General features: G+C 71.0%; 13 protein-coding genes and 1 tRNA gene. 11 read left to right on the forward strand and 3 right to left on the reverse strand.

The window, feature by feature from the left end; all coding sequences use genetic code 11:
- Positions 1–165: 165 nt before the first annotated feature.
- Entirely contained in the window at positions 166–630 is a 465-nt protein-coding gene (locus ACFYVJ_RS08040) for a hypothetical protein (RefSeq protein ID WP_388887656.1), read from the forward strand.
- A gap of 103 nt (positions 631–733) precedes the next feature.
- Here the strand turns inward: ACFYVJ_RS08040 and ACFYVJ_RS08045 are convergent, their stop codons facing one another.
- Positions 734–1,354, reverse strand: coding sequence for a hypothetical protein (locus ACFYVJ_RS08045; protein WP_388887658.1), 621 nt, complete (start codon positions 1,352–1,354; stop codon positions 734–736).
- A gap of 940 nt (positions 1,355–2,294) precedes the next feature.
- On the opposite strand from ACFYVJ_RS08045, the gene ACFYVJ_RS08050 reads away from it, so the two are divergent.
- From ACFYVJ_RS08050 to ACFYVJ_RS08095, 10 genes are all read left to right on the forward strand, one after another.
- A complete protein-coding gene (locus ACFYVJ_RS08050) occupies positions 2,295–3,338 on the forward strand; it encodes a LacI family DNA-binding transcriptional regulator (RefSeq protein WP_388887660.1) in 1,044 nt (347 codons plus the stop codon).
- A 151-nt stretch (positions 3,339–3,489) separates the two neighbouring features.
- Positions 3,490–4,728 (forward strand): sugar ABC transporter substrate-binding protein, encoded by a 1,239-nt coding sequence (locus ACFYVJ_RS08055; protein WP_388887662.1) that lies wholly within the window; start codon positions 3,490–3,492, stop codon positions 4,726–4,728.
- A 3-nt stretch (positions 4,729–4,731) separates the two neighbouring features.
- A complete protein-coding gene (locus tag ACFYVJ_RS08060) occupies positions 4,732–5,724 on the forward strand; it encodes a carbohydrate ABC transporter permease (RefSeq protein ID WP_388887664.1) in 993 nt (330 codons plus the stop codon).
- Complete coding sequence (locus ACFYVJ_RS08065) at positions 5,721–6,593, forward strand: carbohydrate ABC transporter permease (protein ID WP_388887666.1); 873 nt, start codon at positions 5,721–5,723, stop codon at positions 6,591–6,593. Before ACFYVJ_RS08060 ends, ACFYVJ_RS08065 begins: the two co-directional genes overlap by 4 nt.
- Before the next feature lie 147 nt (positions 6,594–6,740).
- A complete protein-coding gene (locus ACFYVJ_RS08070; protein ID WP_388887668.1) occupies positions 6,741–8,207 on the forward strand; it encodes a glucoamylase family protein in 1,467 nt (488 codons plus the stop codon).
- On the forward strand, positions 8,204–10,768 hold the full coding sequence (locus ACFYVJ_RS08075; RefSeq protein WP_388887670.1) for a beta-galactosidase: 2,565 nt from the start codon (positions 8,204–8,206) through the stop codon (positions 10,766–10,768). Before ACFYVJ_RS08070 ends, ACFYVJ_RS08075 begins: the two co-directional genes overlap by 4 nt.
- A gap of 133 nt (positions 10,769–10,901) precedes the next feature.
- Positions 10,902–13,034 (forward strand): glycoside hydrolase family 3 N-terminal domain-containing protein, encoded by a 2,133-nt coding sequence (locus ACFYVJ_RS08080; protein WP_388887672.1) that lies wholly within the window; start codon positions 10,902–10,904, stop codon positions 13,032–13,034.
- A 41-nt stretch (positions 13,035–13,075) separates the two neighbouring features.
- Positions 13,076–14,512 (forward strand): sulfatase, encoded by a 1,437-nt coding sequence (locus ACFYVJ_RS08085; RefSeq protein WP_388887674.1) that lies wholly within the window; start codon positions 13,076–13,078, stop codon positions 14,510–14,512.
- The gene (locus ACFYVJ_RS08090; protein WP_388887676.1) at positions 14,509–16,095 is read left to right on the forward strand and encodes an alpha-amylase family glycosyl hydrolase; all 1,587 of its coding nucleotides are present in this window, start codon (positions 14,509–14,511) and stop codon (positions 16,093–16,095) included. The genes ACFYVJ_RS08085 and ACFYVJ_RS08090 overlap by 4 nt, the downstream gene beginning before the upstream one ends.
- Before the next feature lie 233 nt (positions 16,096–16,328).
- Complete coding sequence (locus tag ACFYVJ_RS08095) at positions 16,329–16,502, forward strand: hypothetical protein (RefSeq protein ID WP_388887678.1); 174 nt, start codon at positions 16,329–16,331, stop codon at positions 16,500–16,502.
- A gap of 231 nt (positions 16,503–16,733) precedes the next feature.
- Here ACFYVJ_RS08095 and ACFYVJ_RS08100 read toward each other — a convergent pair.
- Both ACFYVJ_RS08100 and glpR read right to left on the reverse strand, forming a co-directional pair.
- Positions 16,734–16,807 (reverse strand) — tRNA-Ala (locus tag ACFYVJ_RS08100).
- Positions 16,808–16,881: 74 nt separating this feature from the next.
- Positions 16,882–18,159, reverse strand: a complete 1,278-nt coding sequence (glpR, locus tag ACFYVJ_RS08105) for a gephyrin-like molybdotransferase receptor GlpR (protein ID WP_388887680.1) — start codon at positions 18,157–18,159, stop codon at positions 16,882–16,884.
- Positions 18,160–18,195 lie beyond the last annotated feature (36 nt).

Genomic DNA, 18,195 nt, shown 5'->3' on the forward strand with positions numbered 1-18,195 from the left:
CCTGCCATCACAGCACCAAGATGCAACGTTGTAAACCATGCCGGAACCCCGCAGCCAACCCGGCCGCGTAACGTTAAAACCATGGGAGGTGCCCCGACCGCGGTCGCGGCGGCTGCCGCGCGGGAGGACTTTGCCGGGGCGGGTGCCCACGCCCAGAATGGCGCGGTGACTGATCTCTACGCGGTACGCGTGCTGGCCGTCGACCCACCGCGGCGCCGCATACGACTGCGGGTGACCGCCTTCAACCCGGACGTCTGGCACTGGCCGCTGCCCGACAAGAACTTCTTCCTCCGCGACCTGGAAGAGGACGAGGCCGTACTCGACCTTCTTGCCGACGAGGACGACGGGATCGAGCAGGACTTCGTCGAGAGCGCGGAGCGTACCGCGACCCGCAACTACCCCTTCACGGCTGAGGCCCAGGAACGGCTCTCCCGGAGCGGCAGCGGATTTCCCTGGGAGGACGAGGGGCCATTCGACGAGATGTCCCCCGAATCCGCCGCGGCCTTCCTCCGGTGCGAGGAGGTCCGCGCGGGGGCCGACTACGACGTCGTGGTCACCGACTCACGACTGATCGAGCATCTCAAACCCGGCCTCTGGTGGCGCACCACCGCTTACCCCGGCGCGGATTGACACGGCGAAGGGGCCCGTACCGGGCCTCCGGCCACCCGGGTGGGGCGGTGCGGCCGGAGGGGACGCCTGGCGGTGGGGGCGGGGGGTGGCGTCGGGGTGGGGGTTAGCTGCGGTCGTAGAGGGAGAACTGCTCCCAGGCACCGGAGACGGTCTCGGAGCGGGCGCGCAGCACGTACCGCAGGGGGCCGGTGTAGTTGTTCTCCATCGCGACGAACCGGCCGTTCAGCTCGGAGCGGAAGGCCCAGCGGTCGAGTTCCTCGTTGTACCAGAGCGTGAAGCGCTCCCAGGCCCCCGCGCTGGTGGAGCGGGCGCGCAGCACGTTCGCGGCGCTGCCGGTGAAGTTGCGCTCCACGGCCACGTACCGGTTGTTCGCCTTGGACTTCAGTGCGTACGTCTCGGTGGTCTCGTTCCAGATCAGGTCGAAGGTCTCCCAGGTGCCGGGGCTGGCGGACCGGGCACGCAGCACGCCGGTGCGCGGCGCGGCGTAGTTGACCTCGGCGGTCGCGAACCCGCCGTTGCGGACGGACTGGATCGCGACGGGCTCGGGCGCGCTCGCCGAGAGCGCACGCGCCCCCTCGGCCGCGGCGGCCGCCTCCGGGCCCTGCACTTCCTCCCACCCGCCGGGCAGCGCCGACGACGAACCGGGCTGCGCCGCGGCCGTCTCCAGCACGGGAAGCCCGAGCGCGGTGCACAGGCTGACCAGTACTACAAGCGTGCGTCTCACGTTGTCATGTCCTTCGTATCAGTCGATGCCTCGCGGCCCGCCGGGAGACCGGGTGCGCCGGCAGTTGTCGCGGAACGGCAGCGGCCGTCCGCGGCACGCGGCAGCGGACACCAGGACACGGAGATCCCACCCTCTGATTCCTGCGAGCACCGGCATCGTGCTCAGCAGCCCCACCCTTCCCCTACGGTGCACTTTCACATGCCCTATGCGGATTGCGGCCGGGGACCGACGATTGCGCCCCAACATTCCCGCCCCGTTCACCGGGGATTAGCAAGAGAACCGCCACCTCGTCGAAACCCGGAACGGCGGATGACGGATCGGGCCGGCCAGTCGAGTTCCTGCCGGCTGCTCCGGACCTCGGCGCCGGCGCCGTCGCGGGGTCGGCAGTGGCGTAGTTCGAGGACGCGGATCCGCACGATGGCGCCCTGCCGGTGGAGGGTCCAGCGGAGCTAGTGGGCCCGGCCCCGGCCGCTCTCGCGCATCCGCTGCCGGGCCCCGGAATCGACGAAGGCCCCGCACGGTCGAGAAGACCGGCGGGACCTTGTGAACCCCCTGGAAGCCGAATCCAGATCGGCTCTGAAGTGGGCCGTTCACGAGTGGGGTCGACCAGCACCGTCGTGGGCCTTTGAAGATCGTTCCCCGCGCACCGAGTGGTCGTTCCCCGCGGTTTCTGCGAGCGCGTTCTGGTCGACTCAGCAGCCTCCAGTCGTCGTAGTGCAGCCCGGCCTCACGGTCGGAGGTGGCAGTACCTCGCTACCACGGGCTTGGAAGGCTGCGTTCTCGCCAGGGCACCGTAGCCCTGGACATGGCTGCCCCGTGCTGGGCTGCATCGCAGCCGTGCGCTCCGGCTGCGGCTGGACCTGCTCTGACCGGCTGGAAGGCTGCGGTATCCTGAATGCGCTTCCATTTGTCAGTTCCGCAGGCCGAGGATGGGCTCTTCATGGGCGGTCCCACCGTGTATGACGTCGCCGAGCGCGTCGGCGTGTCCATCGCGACGGTGTCACGTGTGTACCGGAGCCCCGACAGCGTCCGCTCGGAGACCCGCGAAAGGGTCCTGTCCGCCGCCCGTGAGCTCGGGTACGTGCCGAGTGCGAGCGCGCGCGGGCTGGCGAGCCGGGTCACCGGCGTGCTCGGGTTGTGCTTCCCCGACTTCGCCGAGCCCGCGGCCGACGACTCCTCCGACCCCCAGGGCGCGGAGCTGAGCCTGTACGGCGACGAGGTGATCCGGGGCATGGAACGAGCCGCCCGGCGGCGTGGCTACGCCTTGCTGATCTCGGCGTCAGCCGCCGACCGGGCGGGAGAGTCGATGGCGGAGATCGCCGGTCGCGTCGACGGGCTGGCGTTGCTCGCCCAGCAGTGGCCTGCCGCGGAACTCGACGTCGTCTCGCGGCGGCTGCCCCTCGTGGTGCTGGCCGGGCAGCGGCACCCCGGACTCGACCGGGTCGAGGTGGCCAACTTCGACGGTCAGTTGGCGCTCACCCGGCACCTTCTCTCCGATCACGGGCTCCGCCGGCTCGCCTTCCTCGGGGGCCCCGAGGACTCCCCGGACGCGCAGGCCCGGTTCCGCGGCTTCCAGGCGGCCCTCCTCGAAGAGGGGCTGGAGGTGCCCGAGTCCCCGGACACGCGGGGAGACCTGACCCTGGCCGCCGGCCGCAAGGCGGTGGCGGAGCTGCTGGACCGGGGCGGGCCCCGCCCCGAGGGCCTGGTGTGCGCCAACGACCAGATGGCCGTGGGCGCCCTGCAGGCACTGGCCGAGCGGTCGATCGGGGTTCCGGGTGACATGAGTGTCACGGGTTTCGACGGGATCCCGTTGAGCGGGGCGGTCAGCCCCTCGCTCACCACGGTCAGGCAGCCGATGGGCCGCCTGGGCGAGGAGGCGGTGGAGGTGCTGCTCGCCAGGCTGGCGGACCGCGCCCTGCCCGTCGTGGCCCGCACTCTTCCCACGGTCCTGGTCCGCCGGGTGAGTTGCGGCTGCCCTTCCTGACCTCTCGGGGACCTGCGTCGGATACCCGGCCCGGTTTTTACGTCACCGTTACTGAAGCGTTATCGAGTCGACCCTTGTGAGGGGCGGCGAGTTTCCGCCAGGGTCATGTATGCGCTTACAAACCCGCGTGTGCACTCGATAGGAGCCCCTCATGGCCCGCAAAGCCCGGATTGCCACTGCACTTGCCGTCGTCTCAGCGCTGGGACTGGCCGCTTGCGGCGACGGCGGGGGCGGCGAGGTGGGCGCCGACGCCGAACAGACCCTCACCGTCTGGGCCATGGGGGAAGAAGGCACGCACATCCAGGAAATAGCGAAGAAGTTCAACAAGGACCACCCGAACATCACGATCAAGGTGACCCCCATCGGCTGGGACGTCGCCCATCAGAAGCTGGTCTCCGCCGCAGCCGCGGGCAAGCTGCCGGACATGGCGCAGCTCGGCTCGACCTGGGTGGGCGAGTTCATCGACCTCGGCGTCCTGGAGCCGGTGGACACCGGCGCCTTCTCCGCCGACGACTTCTTCCCCGCCGCCTGGGAGGGCAACGAGCGGGACGGCGAGGTCTACGGCGTGCCGTGGTACGTCGACACCCGTGCCCTGTACTACCGCACCGATCTGGCCGCGAAGGCCGGTGTCGACAAGGCCCCCGAGACCTGGGCCGACCAGCTCGCACTTGCCGAGGCGTACCAGGGGCTGGACAGCACCAAGTGGGGCTTCTCCCTCCCGGCCGGCGGCGTCGGCTCCTGGCAGAACTGGATGCCGTACTTCTTCTCGGCGGGCGGCTCGCTGATGGACGACGACGGCAACCTCACCCTGGACTCGCCCGAGGCGGTCGCGTCCTTCACCGAATACCGGAAGTACTTCGACAAGGGCCTGTCCAAGAGCACCCCCGAGCCCCCCGGCTACGACGTGATCAAGGACTTCGGGGCGGACCGCGTGCCGATGTTCGCCTCCGGGCCCTGGATGGTCCAGAACATCACGGACCAGACCCCGCAGTTGAAAGATAAGTGGGACGTCGTACCGCTGCCGGCCGGCGACGAGCCCGCCTCCATCATCGGCGGCGCCTCCCTGGTCACCTTCGCCGACAGCGGGCACAAGGCGGCGGCGAAGGAGTTCACGTCGTTCCTCTCCGACCCGAAGACGCAGGCCGACTGGTACGAGATGGCCAAGTCGCTGCCGGCCAACACGGCCGCCTGGGACGAGCCGGCGCTCCAGAACGCCGACATCAAGGTCTTCCAGAAGTCCCTGGACACCGCCGGCACGATTCCGCCGCTGGCGAAGTGGGAGGAGATCGCCCACGAGATCGACCTCACCCTCGAGGAGCTGGGCAAGGGCGGCGACCCCGCCGACCTCGCCAAGCAGCTCCAGGAGAAGACCGAGGGTCTGGCGGGCTGAGGCATGACCTCCGCCACCGCCAAGCCAGACGTCGCCGAGCGGGCGGCCTCCCGGGCGGGCAGCCCGGGAGGGGCCGGCGGCCAGGCGCCACCCCGGGCGTCCCTGCGCCGCGACCGGCTGTCCCGGCACAACCTCTCCGGCTGGCTGTTCTCCACCCCTTTCCTGGCCTTCTTCTTCACCTTCATGGCGTTCCCGATCGTCGCGACGCTCCTGATGAGCTTCACCGACTTCGGGCTGCGCAACGTCACCGACCCGCTCTCCGCCGACTTCACGGGCCTGGACAACTACAGCAGGCTCTTCGGCGACGAGAAGTTCGTGCGGGCGCTGCTCAACACCGGCTACTTCGTCGTCCTCGGTGTGCCGCTCACCATCGGCAGCGGGCTCGTGGCCGCGGTGCTGCTGAACTCCGGCATCGACCGGCTGCGCACCTTCTTCCGGGTCGGCTTCTACGCCCCGGTGGTCACCGCCATCGTCGCGGTCGCCGTCGTCTGGCGCTTCGTGCTCGACCCGACCGAGGGCCTGATCGCCGGGCTGGCGGCCCAGGTCGGACTGACCGCCCCGGACTTCCTGGCGTCCGAGACGCTCGCCATGCCCTCGCTGATCGTGATGGCGGTCTGGCGCAACATGGGCACCGCGATGGTGCTCTTCCTCGCCGGACTGCAGTCCATCCCGACCGAGGTGCGCGAGGCCGCGCGAATCGACGGAGCGGGCGCCTTCCAGGAGTTCCGCCGGATCACGCTGCCACTGCTGCGGCCCACCATGCTCTACGTCGCCGTCATGACCAGCATCGGTTTCCTCAACGTCTTCGAGGAGCCGTTCGTGATGACGAACGGCGGTCCCTCGGACAGCACCCTGACCGTCTCGCTGTACATGTACCGCGAAGGCTTCAACTTCTTCCACATGGGTTACGCCAGCGCGATGGCGTACACGCTGTTCGTGATCATTCTGGCCGTCACGCTGCTGCAGCTCAGGCTGCTGAAGGACAAGACGAAATGAGCACCACCACCGCATCGAACAACGGCTATGCGAAACGCGACGCCCGAGCCCGGCGGCGCAAAGCCCTCACCTACGCGGCCCTCGGCATCGGCCTGCTGATCACCGCGGCTCCGTTCCTGTGGATGGCCCTGTCCGCCTTCAAGACGGAGCAGGAGCTCTCCGCCAGCCCGCCCCGGTGGATTCCCCGGGAGTGGACGCTCGACAACTTCCGCACGCTGCTGGACCTGCTGGACGCGCCACTGTATTTCTTCAACTCCACGGTGGTCGCGGTCTGTGTGACCCTGTGCAACCTGCTTTTCTGCTCGATGCTCGGGTACGCGCTGGCCAAACTCAACTTCGCCGGCAAGAAGCTGGTGTTCGGCATCGTGATGGCCGCCCTGATGGTGCCCGGCAATCTCATGCTCATGCCGAAGTTCGTCATGATGAGCAAGCTGGGGCTGATCGACACCTTCGCGGCGCTCATCCTGCCGTTCGCCGCGGGAGCCTTCGGCGTCTTCCTGATGCGGCAGTTCATGTCGAGCGTCCCCGACGAACTGCTGGAAGCCGCCCGGGTGGACGGCGCACGCGAGTGGTACATCTTCTGGCGCATCGTGATCCCACAGGTCAAGCCCGCACTCGCCACCCTCTCGATCTTCGTGTTCCTGGGCTCCTGGAACAACTTCCTGTGGCCCCTGGTCGCGACGAACGACGCCGACAAATACACCCTGCCCGTGGCGCTCGCCACCTTCGCCACCGACCCCACCAAGGCCGACGGCTCCAACGGCGTCCTGATGGCCGGCGCCTTCCTGGTGGTGCTGCCGGTGCTCGTCGTCTTCATCATGCTGCAGCGGTTCTTCACCCAGAGCATCGCCACCGCGGGGCTGAAGTAGTCCGCTGCCCGGGCCGTGAGGGGCCGCCGACAGCCTGACGGCCCGCGGTCCCTTACGGCCCACCACCCGCAGAGCACACTCCGATCACCGCACCCCCATGCATCTGCCTGCACACAGACACCTGCTGTCAAGGGAGTTGGATCGCTCATGGACCGCCGCTCGTTCCTCGCAGCCACTGCCGTCACCGCCGGAGCCGCGGGCTCCGCCGGTCTCGGCGCTGCCCCCGGGCACGCCGCAGCGCGCTCCGCACCGGACCCGGAGCCGGTGCTCACCGGCTGGTTCGAGGACACCTACCGCTCGCTCGAGGCGATGGTCGCCGACACCGGGCTGCCCGCCGACAACATCGACCTGAGCGGCGGCGAACCCGTCCTGACCGAGAACACCTCGGTGACCAACATCGGCTGCTGGATCTGGTCCACCGTGGCCGCCGCCGGCCTCGGCGTCATCAGCGAGCGTGAGATGCACGCACGCCTGGCGCGTACGGTGGCCACCATCGAGCGGATGGAGCGAATCCACGGATTCTGGTTCAACTGGTACCAGACCTTCACCGGCGAGGTGCTCGACGAGTGGCCCGGCAGCGGCGCCCCCGTCGACCACCTGCTCTCCACCGTCGACAACGGCTGGCTGGACGTCGCCCTCCGCATCGCCGAGGACGCCGACCCCCTGCTGCGCGGCCGTATCCGCAAGCTCCGCGAGGACATCGACTGGTCCTTCATGTACGTCCCCTACGACCCGGCCGACCCCGTCGCCCACCCCGGCCATATGTCCACCGGATTCCGGCTCGCCGACGACGCGCTCACCCCCCATTTCTACGGCGCCCTCGTCTCCGAGACCCGCATCGCGGGCTACCTCGGCATCGCCGACAGCACCGTCCCCGGTGACCACTACTGGCACATGCTGCGCACCTTCACCCCGGACCAGGCACAGGAGATGCCCCCCGGCGGCGACTGGGTCGTGCGCGACGGCGTGCGGTACTTCAACGGCCACTACACCTACCGCGGCCGCCGCCACGCGCCAGGCTGGGGCGGCTCGATGTTCGGCGCTCTGATGCCGGAACTGTTCGTGCCCTCCGCCCACTGGTCCACGTCATGGCGCACGAATCTCACCCACCACGTCCTGGGGCACCGCGACCACGGCCTGCTCGACGCCGAATACGGCTACTGGGGCTTCTCGCCGGCCAACGTGCCCGAGGGCGGCTACCAGGAGTACGGGGTGCAGTACTTCGGCATCTCCCCCGAGGGCTACTGCTCCAACACCGACCGCACCTACGTGCCGTACGGCGAGCCGAAGCCGGACCCCTCCGCCTACACCAACGGGGTCGTCACCCCGCACGCCGCGGCGATGGCGCTCATGGTCGCGCCGCGGTACGCCTTCGACAACCTCAGGCGCGTCGCCCGCGACTTCGACGCCTACGAGCGCGGCTTCGGCTTCTACGACTCCGTCAACGTCGGCACCGGCAAGGTCAGCGACCGGATGCTCTCCCTGGACCAGGGCATGTTCGCCGCCGCGCTCGCCCAGGTGCTCAGGCCCGGCCTGCTGCAGCGTCCCTTCCGCACCGGCGGTTTCCGCCGCACCCTCAAGCCGCTGCTGGCCAAGGAGGACTTCGGGATATGAGCACCCTGCCGGTCACCACCCCCAGCCGCAGGACGGTCGTCGGCGGCCTCGGCGCCGCCGCCGTGGCCACGTCCGGCGCCCTCGGCAGGACCCCGGAGGCGTCCGCCGCCGGCGCCCCGGCGGCCGCGCCCGCCTCCGCGGCCGGTACGCGGCGCGCGGCCGATCCCGTCACGTACCGGAACAAGCAGATCCACATCGACGGCGAGCCGGCGCTCGTCCTGGGCGGGGAGATCCACTACTTCCGGCTCAAGCGCGGCGACTGGCAGTCCCGGCTCGACAGGGCCAGGGCGGCCGGGCTCAACGCCATCGCCACGTACATCCCCTGGATGTGGCACGAGACACCGGACGGCCGTATCGACGTGACGGGACGCACCCGGCCGGAGCGTGACCTCGGGGCCTTCCTCGACCTGTGCTTCGAGAACGGCTTCGACGCCGTCGTCCGGCCCGGTCCGTTCACCATGGCCGAGCTGAAGGGCGAGGGAGTGCCGGAACGGGTGCGCAGGGAGCACCCGGAGATCAACCCCAGGGGCTGGCACGGCGCCGAGGGCACCACGCCCGCCGTGGACTACCTCGCGCCCGCGTTCCTGGAGGAGACCCGCCGCTGGTACGACGCCGTCATGCCGGTCATCGCCCGACGGCTGCGCGGCGACGGCCGGCCGGGTGTCATCGCCTGCCAGCTCGACAACGAGATCGGGATGCTCGACTGGGTGAGCAACACCCCCGCGCTCACCGACCACGTGCTGCGGGACTTCCGGGGCTGGCTGGAGCGGACGTACGGGGACGGCCTGGCCGGCCGGTACCCGTTCGCCGGGGAATCCGACGGCGCGTTCGACGAGGGCGTCCGTGAGCCCGCCGACGGCTACTCCGCCGCCCTCATGCACGACTTGGGCACCTTCATGCGCGGCCGCTTCGCCCGCTACGTCGATGCGCTACGCGAGGCCGCGGAGGACAACGGGGTGCGCGGCATTCCGTTCCTCGTCAACATCCACGGCACCGGGGGCGATCGGGGCACGAACTTCCCCATCGGCATCAGCCAGTTGATGGAAACGTACTCCGGCAAGCCCGGGCTGATCTCCGGCGCCGACTTCTACCTCGGCGACCTGACGTTCCGGAACGTCACCGACCTGTATCTGGTCAACTCGTTCATGGACGCGACGAACGACGGCGACCAGCCGGTGACCGCCCTGGAGTTCGATGCCGGTCACGCCGACTACGGCAACGACCTCGACAACCAGTCCGGCGCCGAGGCGGCCGACCTCAAGACCCGGCTCTGCCTGGCCCAGGGCGCCAAGATGATCAACTACTACCTGTTCGCCGGCGGGTTCAACCCCAAGCTCGACGAGCCGCTGGACGACGGGAACGACCGCATCGGATCCACCGGGGAACGCCACGGCTTCGCCGCCCCCGTCGACCCCGAGGGGCGGCCCGGTCCCAGCTATCCCTCCCTGGTCCGCACCGCCCGTGCGGTCCGCGCCAACGCGGCCGTGCTCGCGCCGATGCGGGCGGAGTACGACGATCTCGCCCTCGGCTTCGTACCGGATCACTACCTGACCGAGTACCGCCCCGACACCGACGCCGTGCGGGACGTGCTGAGCGATGTCGAACCGGTACGGGGCTTCGGCCCCCGGGGCGCGCTGTCCCGCGGCATGCTGCTGGGCGGCTACCGCTACCGCAGCGTCGACCTGCAGGCCGGTGATCTCGACCCGGCCCGTACTCCCGTCCTCGGGCTGGCCACCGGCGAGTACCTGGACAGCGTGGTCCAGCGGCGCCTGGTGCGCTATCTCCGGGCGGGCGGCAAGCTGCTGCTCTCCGGTCTGCTGCCGGGCAAGGACATGTCCGGCCGCCCGTCGGCCGAACTGCGTGACGCGCTCGGGCTGACGCCCGGCAAGACCCTGACCGACGCGAACCGGTTCTCCCTCTCGGTGACCGCACACGGCTGGGCCGCACCGCGCGCCGAGATCCGGGTGCCCAAGGCGCAACTGTGCACGGCGAGCCGCGGGAGCCGCGCCGACATCGTGCTGCGTGAGCTGTCCACGGGCCAGGGCTGCGGATTCGACATTCCCGTCGGCGCGGGCCGGGCCGTCGTCGTCACGAGTGCGTACCGCTGCGACCTCGGATTCTGGACAGCGGCGCTGCGTCGGCTCGGCGCCGAGCCGCGCTTCACCCACGACGCGAAGCTGCCCGGCGTCTTCCTGGCCACCACGGCCGACGGCGACGGCGGACGGATGCTGCACGCCTTCAACATCTCCTCCGGATACGGGCAGGACGTCACCTTCGCGGAGCGCGGCAAGCCTCTCTTCGGCGGTGAGCGGCTGCACCTGCCGGGGCGCGGCGCGGCGATGCTGCCGCTGGGAGTCCGTACGGGCGGCCTGCGGATCGCGTACGCCACCGCGGAGATCAGCGAGATCGCGGACGGGCGGATGGCCTTCCGGGCGCTCGGAGACGAGGCGGTCGTGGCCGTCGACGGACCGGCCCGCTGCGCGGGGGCGAAGGTCTCCGTGGAAGGCGGCCGGACGCTGCTGCGCGTGCGACGGCGGGAGTTCACCGTGCACCGGGGCTGACGCGCCCCGTGGGCCCGCGGCACCCAGGATCGCGGGCCCACGGGGGAGCCGCGACTTCCGTATGTATGCGCTCGCACCCCGGCTGATGATCCCGCCGGGGCGCGTCACCAAGGCAAGAGGACTTCGGATTCACATGCACGGACCGCACGAAGGCAAGGTCAAGGACCTGATCAGCAGGATGACCGTCGAGGAGAAACTGGGCCAGCTCCAGCAGTTGACCTGGACCGGGGCGACCGGACCCGGCGGCGGCCAGACCGAGGAGGTCGAGCGAGCGGCCCGGGCCGGCCTGCTCGGCTCGGTGCTCAACCTGCACGGGGCCCGGCACACCAACTCCCTGCAGCGGATGGCCGTGGAGGAGTCCCGGCTGGGGATCCCGCTGCTGTTCGCGCAGGACATCATCCACGGCTTCTGGACCACCTTTCCCATCCCGCTTGCGGAGGCCGCCGCATTCGATCCCGCGGTCGTCGAGCGCGACGCCAGGGTTTCGGCGAAGGAGGCCCGTTCCAACGGAGTGCGCTGGACCTTCTCGCCGATGATGGACGTCACCCACGAGCCCCGCTGGGGCCGGATCGCCGAGAGCTGCGGCGAGGACCCGTACCTGAACGGTGTGCTCGCGGTCGCCAAGGTCCGCGGCTACCAGGGCGACGACCTGGCCGCCGACGACAGCCTGGCGGCCTGCGCCAAGCACTTCGTGGCGTACGGCGGCGCCGAAGGCGGGCGCGACTACAACACGGTGGACGTCTCGGAACAACGGCTGCGCAACCACTACCTGCCGCCGTTCAAGGCGGCCGTGGACGCCGGAGCGGCCACCGTCATGGCGGCCTTCAACACCGTCAGCGGCGTCCCCGCGCACGGCAACCCGCACACCCTCACCGGCATCCTCAAGGAGGAGTGGGGCTTCGAGGGGCTCGTCGTCAGCGACTACACCGGCGTCGAAGAGCTGATCGCGCACGGGTACGCCGCCGACGGAGCCGACGCCGGGCGGCTGGCCCTGACGGCGGGCATCGACATGGAGATGGTCAGCACCCGCATCGCCACCCACGGCGCGCAACTGCTCGCAGCCGGGCGGATCAGGGAGGACCGGATCGACGACGCCGTCGCGCGCGTGCTGCACCTGAAGTTCGCCCTCGGTCTCTTCGACGACCCGTACACCGACGAGGACGCCGCCATCGACGCGCCGACACCCGAGGCACGCGCTGCGGCGCGCGAGACCGCCGCCCGCTCCATGGTGCTGATGAAGAACGACGGTGTCCTGCCACTGGACCGCGGCCTCCGCTCCGTCGCCGTGGTCGGCCCGTTCGCGGACTCCACCGACCTGCACGGCACCTGGGCCGGCCCCGGCTGCCGGCGGTTTCCTTCCGTGAGCGTCCTCGACGCCGTACGTGCCGCTGCCCCCGGCGCGGAGGTCACCCACGCCGCGGCGGACCCCGCGCGGGCCGCTGCCGCGGCCGGCGCCGCCGACGCCACCGTCGTCGTGGTCGGCGAGGCCCCGGAACTGAGCGGTGAGGCCGCCGCGCGCAGCGACATCTCTCTGCCTGCCGGACAGCGGGAGCTGATCGCCGCGGTCGCGGCCACCGGCAAGCCGTTCGCTGTCGTCCTGGTCAACGGACGGCCCTTGACGATCGGCGACTGGGCCGGCGACGTCCCGGCCCTGCTGGAGGCATGGCACCCGGGCATCGAGGCCGGCAACGCCGTCGCCGACGTGCTCTTCGGCGCGGTGAACCCCGGCGGCAAGCTACCGGTGACCTTCCCCCGCACCGTCGGGCAGATCCCCCTCTACTACAACCGGGAGAGCACCGGCCGTCCGTACGACCCGGAGGAGAAGTACACCTCGAAGTACCTCGACCTGGCCGACGGGCCGCAGTTCCCCTTCGGCCACGGCCTCAGCTACACCGCTTTCAGCACCGGGCAGCCCCGGCCCGTCCGGGACACGGTCACCGCCGAGGCCCTTGAGCGGGGCGAGCGGATCGGGATCGAGGTCGAGGTCTCGAACACCGGCGACCGCACCGGCGACGAGGTGGTGCAGATGTACGTGCACGACCCGGTGGCGAGCATCGCCCAGCCGGTGCGCCGGCTGCGCGGCTTCACCCGCGTCACCCTCGGCCCGGGGGAGAAGCGCACCCTGCGCTTCTCACTCGGCGCCGAAGACCTCGGCTTCTGGACCAACGACGCGGCCGGGCAGTATGTCGTCGAGCCGGGCCGGATCGACGTGTACGTCGGCAGCAGCTCCCTGACGGAGGCCCGCTGCACGCTCACGATCGCCTGAAGGCACCCGCGTCCGCCCCTGCACCACGGAGGTTCGCCAGCATGACCGCGCTCCGGCGGCCGAACATCATCCTCTTCATGACCGACGACCACGCGCCGGCTGCCATCAGCGCATACGGCAGCGTGATCAACAGGACCCCGGCGGTCGACCGCCTCGCCGCCGAGGGCACCGTCTTCGAGAACGCCTACTGCACCAACGCCATCTGCTCCCCGGCCCGAGCCACCCTGCTGACCGGCACCTACAGCCACGTCAACGGCATGACCTCGCTGGAGAGCCCCACCCACAGATTCGACGCGGCCCAGCCGTCGTTCCCCAGGATGCTCCAGGACGCCGGCTACCAGACGGCCATCGTCGGCAAGTGGCACCTGGGCCACGGCGCGGGCCACGACCCGCAGGGCTTCGACTACTGGGAGATCCTGCCCGAGCACGGCGTCTACCACGACCCCGAGTTCCTTACCGCCGAGGGCCGCAGGACCTACCCCGGCTACGTCACCGACATCATCACCGACCTCGCCCTGAGCTGGCTGGACAAGCGGGACCCGGACAAGCCGTTCTGCCTCCTCATCCAGCACAAGGCGCCCCACCGGGCGTTCGAGCCCGCACAGCGGCACGCTCACCTCTACGAGCACGAGGACGTCCCCGCACCCCCCACGCTGCACGACGACCTGGCCGGCCGCGCCCCCGCGGCCCGCGAGGCGGCGATGAGCATGGAGGACCTCACCACCGAGGACTTCAAGGGCGTGCCGGTGCCGCCGGGTATGTCACCGCACGACGAGCGCGAGTGGCGCTACCAGCGCTACATCAAGGACTACCTGCGGGTCATCGCGGCCCTCGACGAGAACGTCGGCCGCGTGCTGCACTACCTCGACGTCAGCGGCCTCGACGGCTCCAGCGCCGTCGCCTACACCTCCGACCACGGCTTCTTCCTCGGTGAACACGGCTGGTTCGACAAGCGCTTCATGTACGAGGAGGGCATACGCATCCCGCTCGTGGTCCGCTGGCCGGGCCGTACGGCGCCAGGATCGCGCAGGCGGGAGCTGGTGGCGAACGTCGACTTCGCCCCCACACTGCTGGACCTGGCCGGCGTGGCTCCGCACCCGCGGATGCAGGGCGAGTCGCTGGTGCCCCTGCTGCGGGGCGAGGAGCCCGAGCGCCGTCGGGACGCCGTCTACTACCGCTACTACATGCATCTGGACGACTGCCACAACGTGCAGGCCAGTTACGGCATCCGCACGGCGGCGCACAAGCTGATCCGCTACCCCGGCCACGGCTCAGGCGCCGACGGCGCCAAGGTCCTTCCGCGCCCCGCCGCCTGGGAACTCTTCGACCTCACGACGGACCCCCACGAGCTGCACAACCTCTACGACGATCCGCGCTGCGCCGATGTCGTACGCGACCTCACCGGCCGGCTGGCGGCACTGCAACGCGACGTCGGCGACACCCCGGACGGGCACCTACTCGAAGGAGCGGCCGCATGACCTCGTCCCCGCCGGCCTGGCTGGCCGACGCCGTCCTGTACCAGGTCTACCCCCAGAGCTTCGCCGACTCCGACGGCGACGGCATCGGCGATTTCGCCGGCATCGAGCAGAAGCTGGACCACCTGGCCTGGCTGGGCATCACCACCATCTGGATCAACCCGTGCTTCACCTCGCCGTTCCACGACGCCGGCTACGACGTGGCCGACTTCCTCACCGTCGCACCCCGCTACGGCACCAACGACGACCTGGCCGCACTCGTCGACAGCGCCGGCCGGCGCGGCATCCGGGTGCTGCTCGACCTGGTCGCCGGCCACACCTCCGACCAGCACCCCTGGTTCACCGCCTCCGCCGGCGACCCAGGCGACCACCGCTACATCTGGGCCCCGGAGGACCTGCGCCCGCCGGGCTACCAGCCCTCACCCGGCAGCCGCCCCGGCTGGTACAGACCGAACTTCTTCCCCAGCCAGCCGGCGCTCAACTTCGGCTACGCACGCGCCGACCCCGGCGAGCCGTGGCGCCTGCCGGTAGACGCCGAGGGCCCGCGCGCCAACCGGCAGGCGCTGCGCGACATCATGGACCACTGGCTGGCCCTGGGCCTGGCCGGATTCCGTGTCGACATGGCCGCCTCCCTGGTCAAGGACGACCCCGGGCACGTCGAGACCGCGAAGCTGTGGACCGAGCTGCGCGGCTGGCTGGACGGCGCGCACCCGCAGGCCGTGCTGCTGTCCGAGTGGGGCGACCCCGGGACCGCCGTCCCGGCCGGCTTCCACGGCGACTTCTTCCTGCAGTTCGGCGGAGACGACGACGGCCTGCCCCTGCGCTCGCTGTGGAACAACGACGCCGGCACGGTCAGCGAGGAATGGGCCCCGGCCAGACCCTATTTCGACGCCGAGGGCGCCGGCACCCCCCAGACCTTCCTGACCGCCTGGCGGGCGGCGACCGACACGATAGGCGATGCCGGCTTCGCCGTCCTGCCCTCGTCCAACCACGACTTCTCCCGGCTGGCCTGCGGCCCGCGTACGGCGGAGCAGTTGCCGGCCGCGTTCGTGTTCCAGCTCACCTGGCCCACCCTGCCGGCGATCCACTACGGCGACGAGATCGGCATGCGCTACCTCCCCGGGCTGCCCGACCACGAGGGCAGCGTCCTGGGCCCGCGCTACAACCGGGCGGGTTCACGCACCCCCATGCAGTGGGACAGCAGCACGAACGCCGGCTTTTCCACCGGCCCCGCCGACCGGCTGTACCTCCCCCTCGACCCGGACCCGGACCGTCCCACCGTGGCCGCCCAGCGGGCCGACGAGACATCCCTGATGCACCTGGTGCGGCGCCTGATCGCCCTGCGCAAGGCCACCCCGGAACTGGGCGCCTCCGCTGGAGTGGAGGTGTTGTGCGCCGGGTATCCGCTGGTCTACGTCCGCGGCAGTCGATACGTGGTCGTGGTCAACCCGGGCCGGACGCCCGCCACAGCCACGCTCCCGGCAGGAGTCCGCTGTACCGCACTAGAGGCATCCGGTGTCGCCATCACGGACAGCGGGGACATCGGGGCGGCGGGCTTCGGCTACGGCGTGTTCGAGGTCGAATAGCCGAAAGAAGAACGGGTCAGCCGGCACAACAACGCAGGCACGGTTGGGCCGGCTGTGCCCAGGACGCCACACCGATCGCCCCAGAGGCCCTCCCCAGCCTGCTTACCTACCGGCCGATCCGCAGCCACAACGAAGGCGCCAACGGGCGCTTCGAGAGCGGGAAACTCGATATCGGCAACCCCGAACACCGGCCGGCCCCAGGCCAGGTCACCCAGGCGCTTCTCCTCGCGGTCGTGCTCACGATCGCCAACCTGACCGTCCTGGAAACCTGGCTCCTGGAACGCAACAGCCCCGACGAACTCACCACCGCCGACTTCGACGCGCGCGGCCCTCTGCCACCGCGCACCGATCCCGACGTAAGGCGCGTCTTGCCGGCGGGACGCCCGCCGCCTCCGCACGCTTGCTGACCGAGTTTTCTCAGGACAACACCACATGACCGAAGCACGCCGATCGCCACGGTCGGCGTGCTTCCCCATGCCCGGAAACAGGCACGTACCCGATGCGCGCCCACCAGACCCCGGCGGCACCGGCACGCAGACCTCCCGGCGAACCCGGAAACAGCGAGATCCCGTCTGATCAAGGCGATCGAACGGGATCTCGTGAAGTTCCTGCGAGCCAACTCATAAACGGCTCTGAAGTGGACCTGTGGGGATTTGAACCCCAGACCCCCTCGATGCGAACGAGGTGCGCTACCGGACTGCGCTACAGGCCCTCACAACGGAAGGAACCTTAGCATCCCCGGTCCCTGGCCAGGAAATCGGTTCCCGTCGCGGGCGAAAGCGCGCGCTACTCGTTCGCCGCGCGCCGGCGGGGCGGGTCCGCGTACTGGTCGAAGAGCGGGGTCCGGTTGGTGGGGCGGCGGGGTGGGGGTGCCGCTTCGGGGGTTGGGTCGGCCGGCGGGGGCTCCTGGTGCGGCTGCTGGGGTTCCGCCGTGCTGGAGCGGGCCGAGCTCCACGTGTCCGGGGCGTCGAGGTCCAGCCCCCGGGTCGCGCGGGGCGCCACCGGGGCCGTGACGTACGTCGGCAGCGGCACCGGTACGGGGTCCCAGCCGGCGTCCGCCGGGCGGTCCCGCTCGCGCTGCTGGTCGACCCACTCCGCGTGGTCGGTCTGCTCCACCAGCGCCCTGCGGTCCGCCTCGTACGCCGCCGCCGGGGCGTCGAACGGGGCGGTGGCGGACGGGTCGTCCCCGGTGCCGGCCTCCGCGTCCCGGGCGTCCCCGTCACCGCTGTCGGGCGCACTCTCCTGCGGCCTGCGCGGTGCCGCTTCGCGGTCCTCGCGCAGCCTGCGGGCCGCCGCCTCGCCGCGGGCCTGGTCCGCGGTGAACGTACGGCGGCGGCGCTCCTGGGTGCGTACGCGGACCACGTACGCCGTGAGCAGCACCACCGGGACCACGACCGCCCACAGGAAGCGCGGGCCGCCCACCGAGGCCGCCACCGCGCCCGCCGTCAGCGCCACGAACAGCAGCGTCAGCGTGCGCCTCCGGCGCGCCAGCACCCGCGCGCGCGCCCGGCGCTCGGGAGTGGACGGGGAGTGCGGGTTGCGGGCGGACGGCGCGGGAGGGTTCTCTTCCGGGGCGCGGGGGCCCGCGGTCCCGCCTGCCTGTGCGTCCGTACGCGCCGCCGGAGCCGCCTCCGGCTCCTCGTCCGCCCTTGCCGTCACGCCCTGGCGCGCCACCGGCGCCGCCGGGGTCTCCTTACGGGTACGGCGCGGGCGCGGGGCGGCGGCGCGGGGGTCGGTCACGGGCACGGCAGCGGCCCGGACGTCCACCACGCCGCCTGCGGCGGGTGCGGCATCCGGGCTCTCGTCGTCGTCCCCGGCGCCCTCCCCGGCACCGGCAACGGGCGCCGGGTCCAGGCCCGCGCCCGCGTCCGCACCGGAGTCGGCGCCGTCCCGGTCCTGGCTACGGTCCGCCCCGCCCCGTCCGGTCAGCAGCCGGATGGCGGTGCTGAAGCGTTCCGTCGGACGGGCTTCGTTCAGCTCGTCCTGCCTACGGAGCCACATCGGCACCAAGTAGGCGGCCCAGGCCCCGACGATCATTGCGTAGATGAGGCCGCTGCTGCTCACGCCTTACACGGTAGAGGCCCCGGCGACAGCGCATGG

Origin of the sequence: Streptomyces sp. NPDC004134, from assembly GCF_042874195.1 — a bacterium.
Lineage (GTDB): Bacteria > Actinomycetota > Actinomycetes > Streptomycetales > Streptomycetaceae > Streptomyces.